Origin of the sequence: Actinoplanes teichomyceticus ATCC 31121 (assembly GCF_003711105.1) — a bacterium.
GTDB classification, from domain to species: Bacteria; Actinomycetota; Actinomycetes; order Mycobacteriales; family Micromonosporaceae; genus Actinoplanes; species Actinoplanes teichomyceticus.
On sequence record NZ_CP023865.1, the window covers coordinates 3230422 to 3247970 of the forward strand.

At 71.6% G+C, this 17549-nt stretch carries 18 protein-coding genes; 13 read left to right on the forward strand and 5 right to left on the reverse strand.

The genetic code is table 11. The annotated features are described in order from the left end of the window. Positions 1-204: 204 nt before the first annotated feature. Positions 205-1320, reverse strand: a complete 1116-nt coding sequence (locus ACTEI_RS14505; RefSeq protein ID WP_122978144.1) for a mannosyltransferase family protein — start codon at positions 1318-1320, stop codon at positions 205-207. 462 nt (positions 1321-1782) lie between these two features. On the opposite strand from ACTEI_RS14505, the gene ACTEI_RS14510 reads away from it, so the two are divergent. Further along, on the forward strand, positions 1783-1998 hold the full coding sequence (locus ACTEI_RS14510; protein WP_145831082.1) for a hypothetical protein: 216 nt from the start codon (positions 1783-1785) through the stop codon (positions 1996-1998). Between the two features lie 162 nt (positions 1999-2160). Here the strand turns inward: ACTEI_RS14510 and ACTEI_RS14515 are convergent, their stop codons facing one another. The 3 genes from ACTEI_RS14515 to ACTEI_RS14525 are packed head-to-tail and all read right to left on the reverse strand — an operon-like array spanning position 2161 to position 5233. Then, complete coding sequence (locus ACTEI_RS14515; RefSeq protein ID WP_372443289.1) at positions 2161-3201, reverse strand: NAD(P)-dependent alcohol dehydrogenase; 1041 nt, start codon at positions 3199-3201, stop codon at positions 2161-2163. A 29-nt stretch (positions 3202-3230) separates the two neighbouring features. Then, a complete protein-coding gene (locus ACTEI_RS14520; RefSeq protein WP_164465952.1) occupies positions 3231-3944 on the reverse strand; it encodes an SDR family oxidoreductase in 714 nt (237 codons plus the stop codon). A 5-nt stretch (positions 3945-3949) separates the two neighbouring features. Further along, positions 3950-5233, reverse strand: coding sequence for a glycosyltransferase (locus tag ACTEI_RS14525; RefSeq protein ID WP_122978146.1), 1284 nt, complete (start codon positions 5231-5233; stop codon positions 3950-3952). A gap of 356 nt (positions 5234-5589) precedes the next feature. Between ACTEI_RS14525 and ACTEI_RS14530 the strand changes: the two genes are divergently transcribed. Further along, positions 5590-6417, forward strand: coding sequence for an MTAP family purine nucleoside phosphorylase (locus ACTEI_RS14530; RefSeq protein WP_164465953.1), 828 nt, complete (start codon positions 5590-5592; stop codon positions 6415-6417). Positions 6418-6467: 50 nt separating this feature from the next. Here the strand turns inward: ACTEI_RS14530 and hisG are convergent, their stop codons facing one another. Then, the gene (gene hisG, locus ACTEI_RS14535) at positions 6468-7124 is read right to left on the reverse strand and encodes an ATP phosphoribosyltransferase (protein ID WP_122978148.1); all 657 of its coding nucleotides are present in this window, start codon (positions 7122-7124) and stop codon (positions 6468-6470) included. Between the two features lie 363 nt (positions 7125-7487). Between hisG and ACTEI_RS14540 the strand changes: the two genes are divergently transcribed. From ACTEI_RS14540 to ACTEI_RS14590, 11 genes are all read left to right on the forward strand, one after another. Continuing rightward, complete coding sequence (locus ACTEI_RS14540; protein WP_164465954.1) at positions 7488-8495, forward strand: Gfo/Idh/MocA family protein; 1008 nt, start codon at positions 7488-7490, stop codon at positions 8493-8495. A 101-nt stretch (positions 8496-8596) separates the two neighbouring features. Beyond that, the gene (locus tag ACTEI_RS14545; RefSeq protein ID WP_122978150.1) at positions 8597-9694 is read left to right on the forward strand and encodes an inositol-3-phosphate synthase; all 1098 of its coding nucleotides are present in this window, start codon (positions 8597-8599) and stop codon (positions 9692-9694) included. Then, entirely contained in the window at positions 9691-10344 is a 654-nt protein-coding gene (locus ACTEI_RS14550) for a DJ-1/PfpI family protein (RefSeq protein ID WP_122978151.1), read from the forward strand. The genes ACTEI_RS14545 and ACTEI_RS14550 overlap by 4 nt, the downstream gene beginning before the upstream one ends. Continuing rightward, positions 10341-11090, forward strand: a complete 750-nt coding sequence (locus tag ACTEI_RS14555) for an SDR family NAD(P)-dependent oxidoreductase (RefSeq protein WP_122978152.1) — start codon at positions 10341-10343, stop codon at positions 11088-11090. Before ACTEI_RS14550 ends, ACTEI_RS14555 begins: the two co-directional genes overlap by 4 nt. Beyond that, the gene (locus ACTEI_RS14560) at positions 11087-11506 is read left to right on the forward strand and encodes a RidA family protein (RefSeq protein WP_122978153.1); all 420 of its coding nucleotides are present in this window, start codon (positions 11087-11089) and stop codon (positions 11504-11506) included. Before ACTEI_RS14555 ends, ACTEI_RS14560 begins: the two co-directional genes overlap by 4 nt. Then, positions 11503-12486, forward strand: coding sequence for a carbohydrate kinase family protein (locus ACTEI_RS14565; RefSeq protein ID WP_164465955.1), 984 nt, complete (start codon positions 11503-11505; stop codon positions 12484-12486). The genes ACTEI_RS14560 and ACTEI_RS14565 overlap by 4 nt, the downstream gene beginning before the upstream one ends. Further along, on the forward strand, positions 12483-13736 hold the full coding sequence (ahcY, locus tag ACTEI_RS14570) for an adenosylhomocysteinase (RefSeq protein WP_122978155.1): 1254 nt from the start codon (positions 12483-12485) through the stop codon (positions 13734-13736). Before ACTEI_RS14565 ends, ahcY begins: the two co-directional genes overlap by 4 nt. Before the next feature lies 1 nt (position 13737). Beyond that, the gene (locus ACTEI_RS14575) at positions 13738-15168 is read left to right on the forward strand and encodes a phosphohexomutase domain-containing protein (protein WP_122978156.1); all 1431 of its coding nucleotides are present in this window, start codon (positions 13738-13740) and stop codon (positions 15166-15168) included. 48 nt (positions 15169-15216) lie between these two features. Then, positions 15217-16029, forward strand: a complete 813-nt coding sequence (locus ACTEI_RS14580; RefSeq protein WP_122978157.1) for an S-methyl-5'-thioadenosine phosphorylase — start codon at positions 15217-15219, stop codon at positions 16027-16029. A gap of 67 nt (positions 16030-16096) precedes the next feature. Beyond that, positions 16097-16768 (forward strand): histidine phosphatase family protein, encoded by a 672-nt coding sequence (locus tag ACTEI_RS14585; RefSeq protein ID WP_203723771.1) that lies wholly within the window; start codon positions 16097-16099, stop codon positions 16766-16768. A 30-nt stretch (positions 16769-16798) separates the two neighbouring features. Next, positions 16799-17548, forward strand: coding sequence for a phosphoribosylaminoimidazolesuccinocarboxamide synthase (locus ACTEI_RS14590; RefSeq protein ID WP_122978158.1), 750 nt, complete (start codon positions 16799-16801; stop codon positions 17546-17548). Position 17549 lies beyond the last annotated feature (1 nt).

A 17549-nucleotide genomic window follows, 5' to 3' on the forward strand; every position in this document is an offset into this window, starting at 1 on the left:
GGACCGGCAGAGACCTCCGCGCTGCCGCGCGCTCCTGTCGTGGTCGATCGGTCAGCGGGTCACGCCTCACCACGTATACCCCAGAGGCGCCACCCCGGCCGGGCCGCCGACGCACGCCGCGCCGGCGTCCCCCGCCGCCCGGTCGATCGACCGCGATGAACAGGTGAGCCGTCCACCGAGTCGTCCGGCCCGGGCACGGGCCGCTCAGGCGACCAGGAACGTGCCGGCCATGAAGATCGTCAGGAAGACCGCGTGCAGCGCCGCGCCGACCATCAGCACGACCCGGTCGACGGTCTGGTTCGCGCCCATCCGGGCCAGCACCAGGAAGATCGCCACCGCCTCCATGACGTAGCGCGCCGCCGACTGCATCGACCGGCCGCCGACCTCCGTCGACATCAGCAGGATCAGGGTGAGACCGGCGTGCGCCACCAGGTAGAGCTGGTCGCGGCGGAACCGGAACGGCCCGGCCACGCACGCCACCAGCAGCACCACCGCGAGCAGCACCGTTCCGGCGTCCAGGACGGCGGCCAGCGTGGCCGGCTCCAGCAGGCGGTGCCCGGCGGCCTGCCGGATCGCGACCACCCACGCCTCGCCCGGGAACGTGTACCGCCGGCCCCACTGGTCCTGGGCGGTGCTGAACGCCAGCGGGTTGCCCAGTTCGACCAGGCAGTAGACGCTGTAGCCGACCACGCCCAGCGGCACCAGCGCCAGAGCGAGCACGTCCGGCCGGATCCGGCGTGGCCGCCACCCGAGCTGGCGCAGGTACTCGAGCGCCAGCGGGGCGACGAGCAGCACCCCGAACAGCCGGGTCGCCGAGGACAGGGCGCCGAGCAGGCCGGCCGGCCACCAGTGCCCGCGGCGCCCGGCATAGAGCGCGCCGACGGCCAGCAGCAGGAACAGCGACTCGTTGTAGCCGATGAACAGGAAGAAGCCCGTCGGGAACGCGGCCAGGTACCAGGCGGCGCGCTGGGCCACCGCCGGGCCGAACTCGTGGTCGGCGAGCCGGTACAGCACCGCCAGCGCGCCGAACGCGGCGGCGTTCGCGACGAGCAGGGCGGCCACCAGCGCGCCGCCCGGTGTCACCGCGTCGGCGGCGTGCACCAGCAGCGGGTACAACGGGAAGAACGCCGGGAAGCCCGGGCCGAGGTGGTAGCCGCTCTCGGCGATGCGTACGTAGTGGCCGGCATCCCACTGGTTCCAGCCCAGGGCCACCGTCCACAGATCCGGCGCGGCGACGCCTCGGCGCGGCAGCCACGCCAGCGCGCTGACGGCCAGGTGAACCACCGTGGCGACCGACCACACCGCCAGGGCCGCCAGCAACGCTGCGTGCCACGGGCGGCGACCGGGCGGCCGGACCGGGTCCGGCGCGGGACCGCGGCGCGCCGCCGTGTCCCGGGTGGGCTCCCCGGCCGGCAGGGTCTTGATCAGCGATTGAATGGCGAGACTCCCATCGATCGGACATCACTGGCGGACGGGAGCCGGCCGGCGGCGTGCCGGCGGCCGTCGCGGGCCGTGGTCACCCGGGCCGCCCGATCATGATCTTCACGGGGAAGAGCCTCGCCCACCACCCGGCGGGCCGGGCGTGGTCCCGCCGGGCCTGGCACGAACCCGGGACCGCGCGCGGGCCGCCGGGCCGTGCCGGTCGTGCCCGGCGGCGGCACGGTGGCCGTCCACGAGGTGAGCGACCGGTGAGGCGTCTGTGTCTACGAGAACCGGAACCTGTCCGGCGGACTGGTCCAGCGGTACACGTCGTCGGGAACGTTGTCGCGCACCCCGATCCCGGTGTCCGATCTGTACGACTGCAAGCGGGTCCGGATCGTGCACGGCCATGCGTCGTCGGCCACGAACAACACCAGGTGCGCCTTCGAGCTGTGGTGGAAGAACCCCGGCAACATCGACGACCATACGTACGTCGGCACGATGGCGCCGTACACGAGCTACGACGGCCTGGGCACCGGCGACGACGACACCAACGACGTCTTCAGCCCCGGCTGCTGACCGCGGCGGGAAACACTGCCGGGCACGTCCTCGGCAGCGTTTCCCGGCTCCGAACCGGGCCACCGCGGCGCGGGCCGGACACGCGACTGCGCGGGTGCGGCCCGCCGGAGCCGATCCCGGCCGGCACGTGGCCGGCGGGCCGGCGCCGCGCGGAAGGTGACCTCACGGCCGTAGGGTGCTCGCGTCGATGACGAAGCGGTAACGGATGTCGCCGGCGATCGCACGGTCGTACGCGTCGTCGATCTGCTCCGCGGTGATCAGCTCGACGTCGGCGCTGATGTCATGGGTGGCGCAGAAGTCGAGTGTCTCCTGGGTCTCGGCAATGCCCCCGATCATCGAGCCGGCCACGATGCGGCGCGCGCCGTTGAGGGCGCCGGGGGAGAAGCTCAGGGTCTCGTTCGGCATGCCGAGATTCACCAGGACGCCGCCGCGGCGCAGCAGGTTCAGGTCGGCATTCAGGTCGAGACCGGCCGCTCGGGTGCTGATGGCCAGGTCGAAGGTGCCGGCCAGGGCAGCCGTCGCCGCGGGGTCGGTCACGACGACGTGGTCGGCGCCCAGCCGGCGGCTGTCGGCCCGCTTGGCCTGCGACCTGGTGAGTACCGTGACCTCGGCGCCCATGGCGTGGGCCAACTTGACGCCCAGGTGCCCCAGGCCGCCGAGCCCCAGGATGGCGACGCGCTTGCCCGGCCCGGCGCCCCATCGGCGGAGCGGGCTGTACAGCGTGACGCCCGCGCACAGCAGCGGCGCCGCGGCGGCCAGGTCCAGGCCGGGGCTGATGTGGAGGGTGTAGTTCTCGTCCACCACGATCTTCTCGCTGTACCCGCCGTCGGTGGTGCGGCCGTCCGGCCCGACGCCGCTGTACGTCCAGGCGATGGCGTCGCAGTGCTGTTCCTCGCCGGCGGCGCAGCTGTCACAGGAGCGGCACGAGTCGACCAGACAGCCGACGCCCGCGCGGTCGCCGACCGCGAACTTCGTCACCTGCGACCCGACCGCGCTGACGGTGCCGGTGATCTCGTGGCCGGGTACGAGCGGGAAGACGGTGAAGTCCCAATCGCCGCGGGCGCTGTGGATGTCGGAGTGACAGACGCCGCAGTACGCGATGTCGATCACGACGTCGTGCGGGCCCGGATCGCGCCGTTCGATCATGGTGGGGGTGAACGGCTTGCCGGGGCCGGCGGTGGAGCGGGCATGGACGGTGGCCACTGTTCGACTCCTCTGTGGGCGCGGCCGGGTCAGACCGACTGCAGGCGGATCATCCCGGTCGGGACGGCCGGGTCGAGTAGCGCGGGCCTGATCTCGACCTCACCGATCGCGATGTCGGCCGGCAGCGATGCGGCGAGCGTCACGACGAGCTTGCCGATGGAGTCGGGCGACATCTTGAACGGCGAGCTGTCCGCCTCGCGGTTGGCGATCGCGCCCGGCGAGATCACCATCGAGCGCACGCCGTGCGGCCGTTCCTCCAGCAGGAGCGTCTCGAACAGCGCGCGGGCGCCCGCCTTGGTGCTGCTGTAGAGGGCGCCGCCCTCGAAGAACCGGTCGGCGGCGTGCGACCCGATCAGGATCGCCAGCCCGGCCGTCCTGCGCAGGTGAGGCAACAGGGCCGACACCATCAGGGCCGGCGCCGCGATGTTCGCCATCAGCGAGCCGTGCCAGTCGCGGGCGTCGGCATCGGCGACGCGCCGGCGCAGGCGGGTGGCCGCGTTGCACACCACCAGATCCACGCGCTGACAGTCGCTGCGGATCTCGTCCAGGGCTTCGGTCAGAGCGGCCGGGTCGGCCAGGTCGCACAGGTGCTCGGGCCCCACCGGATCGGCCGATCGGCTTCGGTTGATACTGACGACGCGATACCGGGCGGCCACCAGCGCTTCGGCAATCGCCCGGCCCGTGCCTCGGTTGCTGCCACTCACCACGGCGGTGCGTGGGTGGACGTCCTTCAGGTCCGACAAGTGCGTCACCTGCCTGTCGTCGCGGTATGCGCCGGACTCGGAACGGCGTTCAACACCGGCGAGAGCTGGACCGACGCCCCGATCCGGTACGCCTCGTCCAGCAGCTGCCGTCCCCACCGTCGCCAGAGGCCCTCCAACCGGGACGTGAGCACGACGGTGTCCATCGATCCGGCGGGCAGCGCTGTCCGCAGGCCGATGGCGTGGTGAAGCCGGTGCCGTCCGCCGTCGAGGTCGGGGCGCAGGGTCTCGTCGAACTCGATCAGTTCGGCGTCCGGCAGATCCGCGGGCAGGTGTCGCCCCGCGCCGAGCACGGCGATCCGGCCGGCGCGGACCGGCCCGGCGGCGCGTACGGCGTCGGCGATCTCGCCGCTGACGTCGCGTCCACGTGCGTTTTCCTGCCACTCGGTCAGCTCGCGGTACGCGTCGGCGATCGGCCAGAGCTCGTTGCGCCGGAACACCGCCCAGGTCAGCTCGCCCAGCGGATCACGGTGCAGGTCGAGGAAGTGATCGAGGTTGACGAACAGGCTTGCCAGATTCTTCTCGGCGTCGCGGTCGTGCGGGCCCTCCAGCACCCATGCCGACCGGCTGAAGCTTATTTTTATACCGTGCCGGACCAGGCGCAGCCCGAGCTCCATGTCCTCCGAGCCCCAGCCCGGAAAGGTCGCCGTGAATCCGCCGACCCGGAGGAAGTCGTCACGGCGGACCGAGCAGTTCATCGACCAGTAGAAGATCCACGGCAGCGGGTGGCGGCCGGGCTCGAAGTCCAGCTCGGCCAGGTGCTCGTGGCGCCAGTCGAAGAAACGGGAATCGTGTCCGTGGCGCTCGACGACCGCGGCGGCGCCGCCCTCGGCGGCGAGCAGCTCGGCGAGACCGGGGGTCGGATCGTACGGGCGGTAGCAGTAGGAGTATCCCGCGACGGCGTGCCCGCCGGCCGGGCCGGTGGTGTGCGCCGTCAGGTGGGCGTCGAGGAATCCCGGGCCGGGAAGGGTGCCGCTGTCCAGGAAGACCACGATGGGAGCGATGGCGGACCGGGCGCCGCGGTTGCGCGCGGCGGACGGCCGGAAGCCGAGATCGGGCTGGTAGACGTAGCGCAGCGGCAGGATCGCCTGGAACGCGTGGCAGACGTCGAAGGTGTCGTCCGTCGAGCCGTCGTCGACGACCACGATCTCGAACCGGTCGCGGGACATGTGCTGCCGCACGAGGTGGTCCAGCGTGGCGCGCAGGTGACGACTCCGGTTGTACGTCGGGATGACGACCGACAAGTCGGGCGCCTCAGGGAGCGTGCGCATGACTCTCCTCTGTGGTGCGGGGGGTGATCACGGGTCACGGGCCGTGTCCTCGAAGCCAGCGCCGATCTTCGCCGGGCGGCGAGGCCCACGCTAGGGCAGATGCTGTCACCGCGCAACCACTGTCTGTTGTGGTCGACGGTTGTCCGGCATCGGAGTCTGCCTATACGCTGTCGCTGGCGTCGCCGGGCCCGCTGTCCGGTCGGCGACCAGCCGGACCCGCGGTCGACCGCGTCCGGATTGGCCCTTGCAGCGAACCGCGTCGCGGGATGCCGGCCGACTTCATCACCTTCCGGATGTGCCGGTCCAGGCTGCCTCATGTCACCGCACCTCGTCACTCAACGTCTCGGAGGACACTTGTGATCGACCTCGGCATCATCGGTGGTACCGGCTTCTACCGCTTCTTCGAGGACGTGGAGTCGCTGACTGTGGAGACGCCGTACGGGGAGCCCAGCGCTCCCGTCACGGTGTGCACCTGGGCCGGCCGTCGCATCGGCTTCCTGCCCCGGCACGGGATGCATCACCAGTACGCTCCGCATCAGGTGCCCTATCCCGCGAACGTGGCCGCGCTCAAGCAGCTGGGCGCCCGGCAGATCCTCGGGTTCAACGTGGTGGGCAGTCTGTCGGCGCACGTCGCCAAGGGTCACTTCCTGCTCCTCGACCAGTTCATCGACATGACCTGGGCGCGGAACGCCACCATCTTCACCGGCCTCTCCGGGGCCCATGCCGATCTGGCCGAGCCGTACTGCGCGCGTCTGCGGCGGCTGGCCATCGCGGCTCTGGCGGACACCGGCGAGGTCGTTCACCCGAAGGCCACGGCGCTGGTGATCAACGGGCCGCGCTTCCAGACCAAGGCGGAGAGCCGCCTGTTCAACTCCTGGGGCGCCGACGTCATCAACATGACCCAGTCCTCCGAGGCCACGGTCGCCCGTGAGCTGGAGATGTGTTACGTGAACCTGTCGTACTGCACCGACTACGGCGTGATCGCCGAGGACATCGCCCCGGCCAGCGGGGATGCTCCGGTGCGGCACATCGACGTCGTGTCGGAGTTCCAGGCCAACATCGGCCGGGTCGAGCCGATGATCCGCAGGACGGTGGAGGCGCTCACCGACGGCCCGGACTGTCCGTGCCGCACCGCTCTCGACGGCTGCTGGCTGGACACCGAGGCCGGGGCGACCCGCCGCTGACCCGTGGGTGGCCGGGCCGTGCCGCGACCCGGCCACCGAGCCTGCGGTGCTCAGGCGGCGGTGGTGTAGACCAGCGCGGCCAGCTGCCGGGTCAGCTCGACGGTCGCGGACCGGCTCGCGCGGTCGGGCCGCGCGATCAGCACGGCCTCCGAGCGGATCAGCGGCGGGCCGATGATCTTCAGTCCGTGTGCGGCCAGAGTCCGGCCCGAGTCCACGACGTCGGCGATCGCATCCGCGATGCCGACGTGGACGGCGTTCTCGACCGCGCCGGTCATGCTGACGACCCGCGCGTCGATGCCGCGCCCGGCGAGGTCCCGGCGGGTGAGGGCGGGTAGCGCGGTGGCGACGCGCCGGCCGTGCAGCACGTGCAGGTCGCTGTCCTCACCGGCCGGCACGGCGTAGTGCACGGACGCCCGGCCGAAGCCGAGCGCCAGCAACTCGACGAGATCGCGCTCCGATTCCGCGACGAAGTCGCGCCCGGTGATGGCCGCGTCGATCAACCCCTCGGCGACCAGGGGAGGGATGTCGCGAGCGCGCAGGTAGAGGAACTCGGTGTTGTTGCCGGGGTCGCGGCACTGCAGCCGCTCGCTCGGCGTCCCGCACCGGTATCCCGCGGCCAGGAGCAGCTCGCGGGCCTTCGGCGCGAGCACGCCCTTGTGGGGCAGCGCGATGCGGTACGGCGGCGCTTCGCTGGTGAACTCGGGCATCGTGCATCGACTCCTTCGGCGCGCCGTGCGTCGGTGTCCGCGTGGACGCGGTGACGAGGGAAAAGTGAGGCCGCAAATAGTGCCGGCGGCCTACCGGCGTAAATGATCAAACCCTTTGCGGACGGCCCGCGGGCTCCCCGAGCATGGTACGTTCCTCAGCCACCGGAGAGAACATGTTCCGATCCATGATTGCAATGATGCAGGTGGATGCCATGTTGATCGTTGCCGCCCGTGGGCGGAAGTGCTGTCGGTGGTTGCGCCGTCGCGGTGCGTGAAGTAACGTCATCGGCGACCTTCAATTGATCATTCCGGTTGTGGGTCCATTCGAAGGGCTTCATTGGACGCGGCTTCGGGGAGCTGTCCGTGAAATTCGCAGTAGTTGGCACGGGTTTCGGCGCAGTACACCTCTCGTGGTTGACCGAATGTCGGTCCGCGTCGGTCGAGGTGTTGTGTTACAACAATGACGACAGTCGTGCCCGGCAATTGGCCGAAAAGCATGGCGTCGGGCAGATCAGCTCGGACCCGGTTGCTGTCATACGAAGCGGCTCGGTCGACGCGGTGGCTGTGATCGCCCCGCCCGGCGCGCGGTCGGAAATTTTGACCGCGGCGCTGGATGCGGGCCTTCTCGTGGTCTGCGACAAGCCGTTGTCGGTCGACGCTGGATCGGCGGAAACCCTGCTGCGGCAGGCCGAGAAAGCGGGGGTCGCCGGATTCGTGACCTTCCAGTGGCGGCTCAACCGGGCGTTGCGGCAGCTGCGGACGATGCTGCGCGAGGGCCGGCTCGGTCGTCTCGTGGCGCTCGATCTGGAGTTCCATCACGACTTCCTCAGCGGTCCGCGGACCGCCTGGCCGTGGCGGCACGATCGCCGCGTCGCGGGCGCGGGAGCGCTCGCTGATCAGGGAGTTCATCTGTTCGACACGATCCTGTGGTTGACCGGTACGCCGTGGTCGGTGGATGCCTGCCGGACGGACACGGTCTTCGCGTCCCGGCAGACGCCCCACGGGGTGGTCGACGGGGAGACGGAGGACGTCGCCTCGCTCCGGCTCTCCGGCGGTGCCGGCGCTTCGGCTCGCATCTTCGTGTCCCGCGTGTCCGCCGGCTATCGATCGATCCGGATCCTGGTGCAGGGCGAAAAGGGCACGGCGGTCCTTTCACTGGACCCGGACGACGGTTCCGGGAACCTCCGGGTCAGTGTTCTCAAACAGCCGGTGGAAGTAACGGAATTCGGACCGGACGCCATGAACGTCTATCGTGCAATCCTTGGTGAGGATGCCGACGCGGCCGATGTGGCGACCTTCGCGGACGCCGTCGCGGCGCAGAAACTCGTGGATCAGGCGCTGTCCCGGGTAACGCATCCGGAACGCGACTGATCGCATTCCCAATCTATTGATAGGCGTTTTGACAATCGCTTATGACCGCGCGTGCGCGTGGCTCCAGGACAGTCCTGGAAAAACACAGATTGGTGGTATTCATGGCTGCAGCGATCCGACTCGCCGTGGCGGGGGTTGGAAACAACATCTCGGCCCTGTTCCAAGGCGCCGAGTTGTATCGGAAGATGCGGGAAGAAGGTATTCCGGAGGATCGTTTTCCGGGTATCAAGCGCCCTCGGATCGGTGGCATCGGAGTCAGTGACCTGGAATTCGTCGCGGCCTTCGACATCCACCCCAACAAGCTCGGCCGGCCTTTCAGCGAGGCGGTGCTGGCGGAGCCGAACAACTATCCGATCCTGGACGTCGACCTGCCCGACGTGCCGTTCACGGTGGCTCCCGGCCTGGCGACCGAGGCCGACGCCGACCCCGCGTCGCCGGCATTCCGGACCCTGGTCAAGCAGCTGACCGACGCCCGTGCCGAGGTCCTGCTGTACTCGCTGCCCACCGGCCTGCAGTGGGCGGCCGAAGCGTACGCGCTGGCTGCCCTCGAGGCGGGGGTGGCATTCGTCAACTGCACCCCCGAGATCGTCGCCCGCTCGCCGGAACTGCTCCGGGCCTACGAGGACGCCAAGGTTCCGCTGGTCGGCGACGACCTGGCCAGCCACCTCGGCACCTCGGTGGTGCACCGCGCGCTGCTCGGTCTGCTCAGCGAGCGCGGGCTGACCCTGTCCAGCTCGTACCAGCTGAACCTGGGCGGCAACGAGGACTTCCGCAACCTGCGGGAGCGCGGAGCCAGCAAGCGCCAATCCAAGATCAATGCATTGGCGCAGGAGGGCGTCGACACCAGCAACGTCGAGGTCATCCCGTCCGCCGGGTTCGTGTCGCATCTGCGCGACAACAAGGTCGCCATCCTCAACATCGAGGGCCAGGGCTGGGCCGGTACGCCGATCTCCCTCGACCTCAAGCTCAAGGTGCAGGACTCCAGCAACGCGGCCGGCGTGATCATCGACCTGATCCGGATCGCCGCGGCCAGCGGGCGCCTGGGCATCGCCGGCTTCCCGGCCGCCGCCGTGCCGGTCCTCAAGTCGCCGTCCGGTGGGCACCCGAAGTACACCGCCGAGGACGTCGCCGAGAGTTTCCGCCAGCTCGACGAGGCCGCCGCCGAGGGCAAGGTCGGGGAAGCGGTGTCCCAGCGATGACCGACCGGCCCGTCACCGAACTCCCGCTGCACATCGCGGTACTGGCCTATCCGGACGTCGACGAGCTGGACCTGTTCGGCGCGTACGCCGTGCTGAGCAAGGCCGGGCTGCTGGCGCGGCCGGGACAGGTGGTCACCTGGATCGCCGCGCCGCGGGAGACGGTGACGGGCTCCGGGGGCGCCGTCGTCACCGCCCACCGGGACCTGGCCTCGGTCGCCGAGGCCCGGGCCGTCGTCATCCCCGGTGGACGGGGTGCGGCGGCCGCCGCGTCGGACCAGCGGATCGGGCAGGCGCTGCGTGACGCGGACGCCTCCGGAGCACGCCTCTACAGCGTGTGTTCCGGTGCGCTCCTCGTCGCGGGCGCCGGGCTCGCCGCGGGCCGCAGGCTGGCCATCCACGCGGGCAAGACCGAGCAACTGCGGGAACTGGGCGTCGAGCCGGCGCCGGGCGGAATCGTACGGGAGGGACGGTTGTGCTCGGTCGGTGGTGACCGTCGGCCGTCGGTGAAGTCGGTCGACATCGCGTTCGCGCTCCTGGACGACTTCCTGCCGGCGCTCGGTGAGCCGGTCATGGCCCGTACCGAGATCGAGCCGGGCCGCCGCGCCGGCCTGCCGGTGAGCGCGGGCGAGCAGGGCGGAGCGCGTCGATGACCGGTGCGGGACGGTGGGTCCTGGTCTCCGGGGCCAGCCGGGGTATCGGCCGCGCGACAGCCGTCGCGCTGGCGGCCGACGGCTATCGTCCGGTGCTCTGGGCCCGATCCGGCGCCGACCTGGCGGCGGTCCGCGCAGAGGTGCGTGAGCGGGGCGGCGAGGCGCGCAGCGCCATCGTGGACGTCGGCGACCCGGACGCCGTGGCCCGTGCCGCACGGGAATCGCTGGCCGGGCTCACCGAGCTCGCCGGCGTGGTCCTCAACGCCGGACAGGGCCGGTGGGCACCGCTCGCCGAGATCGAACCGCAGGACTGGGACGGCACGCTGCGGACCAACCTGTCCGGCTCGTTCCACGTGCTGCGTGCGGCCCTCCCGCTGCTCACCGCCGCACCGGGGGCACTGGTCGTCGGTCTGCTCTCCGATTCCGCCGTCCATCCGTTCCCCGAACGCGCCGCGTACGCGGCCTCGAAGTCCGGCCTGCGGGCCCTGCTCGAGGTGGCTCGCCGCGAGCTGCGCGAGCGCGGAGTGCGGGTGAGCCTGGTCGTTCCGAGCCGGGTGGACACCTTCTTCGAGGGCGCGTACACCGATGCCGCACCCGGAACCCGCAAGGGCGCCCTGACCGCGGCCGACATTGCCGCGCTGGTCACCGGCATCTTCCGACTACCGCCGGAGATCGAGGTCCGAGAGACTCACGTCGCCGCCATGACCTCGACCTTCGGCCCGTTCCAGGAGAGGGCATCGTCATGACCACCCCGCGTTCGAGTCTGATTCCCCGCGGTCACTCGAAACCGATCGGCCGCTACTCGCCGGGCGTGCGGGCCGAGTTGCCGGCCGGCGCCTCGCTGGTGTTCGTCAGCGGCCAGGTCGCCACCGACGACGCGGGCGTCGTGCTGTGCCCGGACGACCCCGGCGGGCAGACCCGGGTGGTGTTCGCCCGGATCGCCGATGTGCTGGCCGAGGCGGGCGCGACGCTGGCGGACATCGTCAGCGTGACCATCTACCTCACCGATGTGGCCGCGCACTTCACAGCGGTGTCGGCGGTCCGCAACGAGCTGCTGCCCGAACCGCCTCCGGCCAGCGTCCTGGTCGAGGTCTCGCGGCTCGCCGAGCCGGGATGCCTGGTCGAGATCAGCGCTGTCGCGGTCGCCGGAGACGGGTCGTGACCGCCGGCGTGCGGCCCGCCACCGAGCGCGAGACGGCCGCGTTGATCGCGACCGCGGCGCGGGCGTCGGTGTTCGTGGTGGGCACGCTCAACATGGACCTCATCGTGCAGGCTCCGAGCGAGCCGGCGGACGACGGCGCCGTCGTCGCCGAATCCATCGTCACCGCGCCGGGCGGGCACGCCGGCAACTGCGCGGCGGCCCTCGCCGCGCTCGGTCTGCGGGTCGGTGTCTCGGCGGCGATCGGCGTCGATGCCGACGGCGACCAGTTGCTGGCCGATCTCAGCAGCCGGGGGATCGCCATCAATGCCGTGCACCGCTACGTCGGCGCCCCGACCGGCCGGGTGATCATCCCGGTGTTCCCGGACAAGCACTACATGCTGATGCATCGTGGCGCCAACAGCCTGCTCAGTCCGGCCCAGGCGCGCGACGCGCTGAACGCTCCGGTGGACGCCGTGGTCATGTTCGACCCGGGCCCCGAGGTGGTCCGGGAGGTGGTCGACACCCTGGCACAACGGCGCCCGCGCCCGCTGCTGTGCTGGTGCCCGGGCGGGCTGTACGCGGGTGATCCCCTGGCCCGGGAGATCGCCCCGTACTGCGACATCCTGATGCTCAACCGCGACGAGCGGTATCGGCTGGAGACCGAGGCCGGTTGGGTCGCTCAGTCGCCTGACCAGCAGGTCGTGACGACGCTCGGCGCGCACGGCGCGTCGGTCCGCCAGGGCGGGCGGGAGTGGTCGGCGCCGGCCTTCCCCACCGCGCTGGTGGACCCCACCGGCGCGGGGGACTCGTTCACCGCCGGCTACCTGCTCGCCACGCTGGCCGGACTCGACCCCGCGGCGCGGGTGCGGGTCGGCAACGCGGCCGGGGCGCTCGCGGTCGGCGCGGTCGGCGCCCGGGCCAGCGTGGCGACCCTTCCCGAGTTGCTGGACCGGTTCACCGGCGCGGCACACGAAACTACAGAACGGATGAACCTCAGATGAGTATGGTCCGAGATCTCGCCCTCGCCGACGAAGGCGGGCGGAAGATAGCGTTCGCCGGGCGGCGGATGCCGGTGCTGTCCGCGCTGGTCGATCGGTTCGCCGAGACGAAACCGTTCGTCGGCCAGCGGATCGCCGCCTGCCTGCACGTGACCACCGAGACGGCGAACATGTGCCGCGCGCTCGTTGCCGGCGGCGCGGAGCTGTCCCTGTGCGCCTCGAACCCGCTGTCGACCAAGGACGACGTCGCGGCCGCGATCCAGCGCGACATCGGCGCCGAGGTGTTCGCCATCCACGGATGTGACCGGGACACCTTCTACCGCCAGGTGCAGGGCGTTCTCGACGTGCGCCCGACCGTCGTGGTGGACGACGGGGCGGACCTCACCACGACGATCCACAACGACTATCCGCAGTTGCTCGACGACATCATCGGCGGGACCGAGGTCACCTCGACCGGCGTGCTGCGCATCCGCAACATGGCGACCGACGGCGCGCTGCGGTATCCGGTGCTGCCGACCAACGACGCCGCCACCAAGCACCTGTTCGACAACCGGTACGGCACCGGGCAGAACACGATCGACGGCATTCTGCGCGCCACCAACGTGCTGATCGCCGGGTCGACGTTCGTGGTCATCGGCTACGGCTGGTGCGGCCGCGGGGTCGCCGCCCGAGCCCGCGGGATGGGCGCCCGGGTGATCGTGACCGAGGTCGATCCGATCCGCGCTCTCGAGGCGAAGCTCGACGGCTTCGAGGTCATGCCGATGATGGACGCCGCCGAGCGCGGCGACGTCTTCGTCACGGTCACCGGCAACCGGGACGCGATCACGCTCGACCACATGCGGCGGATGCGGGACGGGGCGATCCTCGCCAACTCCGGACACTTCGATGTGGAGATCGCCGTCGCGGACCTGACCGACGCCGCCGTCGAGCGGCGCGAGCTGCGGCCGAACTGCGTCGAGTACGTCCTGCCGTCCGGCCCGGGCATCATCCTGCTCGCCGAGGGCCGGCTGGTCGGCCAGTCCGCCGCCGAGGCTCATCCGGCCGAGGTCATGGACATGACCTTCGCGACCCAGGCGCTGGCCCTGCAGTACCTGGTCGCGAACGCGGGCCGGCTCCAGCCGGGCATCGTCGAGATCCCGCGCGCGGTCGAGGACGAGGTGGCCCGCGCCAAGCTGACCGCCTACGGGGTCCGCATCGACGAGCTGAGCCCCGGCCAGCAGCAGTACCTCACCGACTGGCGAGTCGGGACCTGAGATGAGCGGCGGGCGAGTCACCAACGAGCCGCGCGCGAAGAGCAGCGCCGACGGCTGGCGGGGCGTGATCGGCGCGGACTTCACCCCGGCGTACGCCGGCCTGGTGGCGTCCTGCGTGCTGCGCGGCCTGCCGGCGGACGCGCCGGCTCCGAGCGTCCTCGTCACCTACGACGGGCGCCGGTCCGGCCCGGAGTGTGCCGCCGCGGTCGCGGCGGCCGCCGCGGCGGCCGGAGCCAAGTCCGTCCGGCTGGTGCCGCACCTGCCGACCCCGGTGGCCTCGGCGGCGTTGAGCCGGGACGTCGCCGACCTCGCCTTCCTGGTCACCGCCAGCCACAACGCGTCCCGGTACAACGGGATCAAGGTCAAGGTCGCACCGGGATGCTCGCTGCCGGCCGAGGTGGAGCGGCGGGCGGAGCACCTGCTGGCCGCATCGGACGTGCCAGCCGCCGCGGTGGCCGACCTGGCGCCCGAGCCGGTGGCCGACCGGCTGATCGGGGAGCACGTGACCCGGGTGGTCCAGCGGACCAACCCGGCGGCCGACGCGCGGACCGTGGTCGTCGACGGGGTGGGCGGCGTGGCGGGCCCGGCGGTCGCCCGGCTGTGCACGGCGCTGGGCTGGCAGGTCCACCTGCTCGGCGGCTCGCTCGACCCGGATTTCGGCGGCCTGGTGCCCGACCCCACCGTCGATCGGACCCGGGACCGGGCCGCCCACGCGGTCCGGGATCGCGGCGCCGACCTCGGGATCGTGCTCGACGGGGACGGTGACCGGATCGTGGTGGTCGACGACCGTGGCCGGACCGTCCAGCCGCACGAACTGCTGGCGCTGTTGTTGCGCGACATGGCCGGCGGCCGGCCCGGCGACCTCGCCGTGACGGCCGCCGTGGGGATGGCCGTGCGCACCGTCGCGCGCCGGCAGGGCCGGGCGGTCCGGGAGACCCCGATCGGCTTCAAACACCTGTCGCCGCTGCTGGTCAGCGGTGCGGCGGCAGTCGCCGGGGGCAGTGTCGGCGACCTGGCGTTCGCCGAGTACGGCATCGACCGGGACCCGTTCGTCGCGGTGGCCCTTCTGGCCGGCCTGCTGGGGCGCGGCGGCGCCCGGCTCGGTGAGCTCCTCGACGACCTGACCGCCGCGGTCGGCGCGCGACAGTGGTTCGAGTCGCGCGTCGGCGGTGGCGGGAACGCCGAGGTGTTGCACGACGCCGGCCGCGCCGCCCTCGCCGAGGTCGGCCTTTCCCCGGCGATACAGCGGGTGACCAGCATCGACGGTGTCAAGTTCTGGCTCGACGGCGACCGGTGGATGCTGCTGCGCGGCTCCTCCACCGAGGGCGGCGTCCGCGTCTACGGCGAGCTGGCCGCCGACGGCCGCCGTCCCGCCCCGATTCCCGAGCTGCTGGCCGCCGTCGGCCGTGCCCTGCAGCCCTCGCTTCCCTGAAACGCCCGCAGCGGTCGGCGACGACCCGCCCCTTGAAGGGAGACACCCATGTCCCAGGCCCAGGCATCGATCGCGTTGATCGGTGGGACCGGTTTCTACCGGTTCATCGACAGCGCCGGCGAGGTCACCGTCGAGACGCCGTACGGCAAGCCCAGCGCGCCGATCAGCATCGCGGAGGTGGCCGGTCACTCCGTCGCGTTCCTGCCGCGGCACGGGCGCAATCACGACTTCCTGCCCTCCGAGGTGCCGTACCGGGCGAACCTGTGGGCGCTCAAGGAGCTCGGCGTGCGCCAGGTACTGGCCTTCAACACCGTGGGCAGCCTGCAGCGCGACTACCGCAAGGGTGACTTCGTCCTGGTCGACCAGTTCGTCGACCGCACCCGGCGGCGCCAGGACACGTTCTTCTCCGGCACGCAGGCGGCGCACATCAGCTCGGCGACGCCGTACTGCGCCCGGATGCGCGAGATCGCGGCCAAGGCCCTGACCGGGGCGGACGCGACCGTCCACCCGGCCGGCACCGTGGTGGTGATCGAGGGCCCGAGGTTCTCCACCACCGCGGAAAGCCGGTGGTTCAGCCAGCAGGGCTGGCATCTGGTCAACATGACCCAGTACCCGGAGGTGGTGCTCGCCCGCGAGCTCGAACTCTGCTACGCGAACCTCTCCTACATCACCGACTACGACGTCGCCGCCGCCGACGTGACCGACGGTGAACGCGCCGAGGCGGTGTCGCACGCCGGCGTCCTGCAGGCATTCAGCGCGGACTCCAGCCGGGTGATGGACATCGTCCAGCGCATCGTGGGCGCCCTTCCCGCGCAGACCGACTGCGGCTGCCAGCACGCGTTGCAGGGCGCGTTGACCTGACCGTGGCGGGCGCCGCCCGGGCGGCGCCGGTCCGGCCCGATCACCCGTGACGACGAGGAGACCCCAGATGCCCGACCCCCTGGAGCCACGCTGCCGGCTGGTACTCGTCCGGCACGGTCAGACGCCGTGCACGGTCGACGGCCTGTTCTGCGGCTCGCACGACGCCGCGCTGAGCAGCGTGGGTGAGCGGATGACCGAGGCCCTGGCCCGTCATCCCGCGCTCGCCGGGGTGGAGCTGCTGCTGACCAGCCCGGCCCTGCGGGCCCGGCAGACCGCCCGGGCGATCAGCCGGGCCAGTGGCCTGGACCCGCAGGTGGACGACCGTTTGCGGGAGCTGTCGTTCGGCGCCTGGGAGAACCTGCGGCCGGCCGAGGTGCCCGACCCGGCGGCCCACCGCCGCTGGGTCCGGGACCCGGCGTACTTCGCGCCGCCCGGCGGCGAGACCGGCCTGCAGGTTCAGGCGCGGGTGCTCGACCTGGTGCGGGACGCGACCGCCGGCCGGTCCGCGGTCGCCGTGGTCACGCACAAAGCGCCGATCCGGCTGATCGTCGCCTTCTTCCTGGGGATGCCGGCGTCCCGCTACCGGGACATCGGCGTGGTCTCCGTCGGCTCGGTCACCGAGCTGACGATCGGGGCCGGCCGCGGCGACGTGCGTGTCCTGGGCGACGTGACGCACCTGCCGCAGCCGTGGCGCCGTGACCCGGACCGGGCCGCCGACGTGCTCGCCGCCGCGGGCTGACCCCACCTCGCCTGATCCGAAGGATGCGCCATGACCGACACAACGCAGACGCCGCGACCGGCCGACGTCAAGTCGCGCGAGCCGGACGTGCGTGGCCGGAGCAAGAGACTGTGGTGGAACGAGGACGGCACCTGCCTGGTGGAGCTCGTTCCGAGCCTGCGCAGCTTCACCTACGACCGCGACGAGATGTTCGACGGCACCGGCCCGCTGCGCCTGGACTTCTACGAGCTCGCCGCGCAGCGGCTGGCCCGGGCCGGCGTGCGCACCGCGTTCCGCCGCCGGGTCGACGCGATCACGTACGAGGCGGACTACCTGCCGGCGCCGCCGTTCGAGGTGATCGTCAAGAACATCGCCACCGGATCGACCGTCCGCAAGTATCCGGGTCTGTTCCCGGAAGGTCACCGCTTCGACCCGCCGGTGGTCAAGTACGACTTCCGCGTCGATCCCGAGGACCAGCCGATCGCGGAGGACTACCTGCGCGCGTACGGGGTGCCGGTCGAGGCGTTCCACGAGACCGCGCTGCGCTGCAACACCGTCCTGCGCGACTGGCTCAGCCCTCTCGACCTCTGGGACTTCTGCCTGGTGCTGGCCACCGGGCCGGACGGGACACCGGTGGTCATCTCGGAGGTCTCGCCGGACTGCATGCGGCTGCGTGACCAGGCGGGCCGGCCGCTGGACAAGGATCTCTTCCGGGCCGGCGCGGACGAGCAGGACATCGTCGAGCGCTGGACGGCGCTGCTCGCCCAGGTCCGCGCCGGTGCCGCCGGGCCGGGAGAATGAC

What these genes read in the sequence shown, in the direction of transcription:
- ACTEI_RS14575 (WP_122978156.1), top strand. Translation starts at nt 13,738, where the DNA reads ATGAGCGGCGGGCGAGTCACCAACGAGCCGCGCGCGAAGAGCAGCGCC.
- hisG (WP_122978148.1), bottom strand. Translation starts at nt 7,124, where the DNA reads ATGCCCGAGTTCACCAGCGAAGCGCCGCCGTACCGCATCGCGCTGCCC.
- ACTEI_RS14545 (WP_122978150.1), top strand. Translation starts at nt 8,597, where the DNA reads ATGGCTGCAGCGATCCGACTCGCCGTGGCGGGGGTTGGAAACAACATC.
- ACTEI_RS14590 (WP_122978158.1), top strand. Translation starts at nt 16,799, where the DNA reads ATGACCGACACAACGCAGACGCCGCGACCGGCCGACGTCAAGTCGCGC.
- ACTEI_RS14585 (WP_203723771.1), top strand. Translation starts at nt 16,097, where the DNA reads ATGCCCGACCCCCTGGAGCCACGCTGCCGGCTGGTACTCGTCCGGCAC.
- ACTEI_RS14525 (WP_122978146.1), bottom strand. Translation starts at nt 5,233, where the DNA reads ATGCGCACGCTCCCTGAGGCGCCCGACTTGTCGGTCGTCATCCCGACG.
- ahcY (WP_122978155.1), top strand. Translation starts at nt 12,483, where the DNA reads ATGAGTATGGTCCGAGATCTCGCCCTCGCCGACGAAGGCGGGCGGAAG.
- ACTEI_RS14555 (WP_122978152.1), top strand. Translation starts at nt 10,341, where the DNA reads ATGACCGGTGCGGGACGGTGGGTCCTGGTCTCCGGGGCCAGCCGGGGT.
- ACTEI_RS14560 (WP_122978153.1), top strand. Translation starts at nt 11,087, where the DNA reads ATGACCACCCCGCGTTCGAGTCTGATTCCCCGCGGTCACTCGAAACCG.
- ACTEI_RS14580 (WP_122978157.1), top strand. Translation starts at nt 15,217, where the DNA reads ATGTCCCAGGCCCAGGCATCGATCGCGTTGATCGGTGGGACCGGTTTC.
- ACTEI_RS14550 (WP_122978151.1), top strand. Translation starts at nt 9,691, where the DNA reads ATGACCGACCGGCCCGTCACCGAACTCCCGCTGCACATCGCGGTACTG.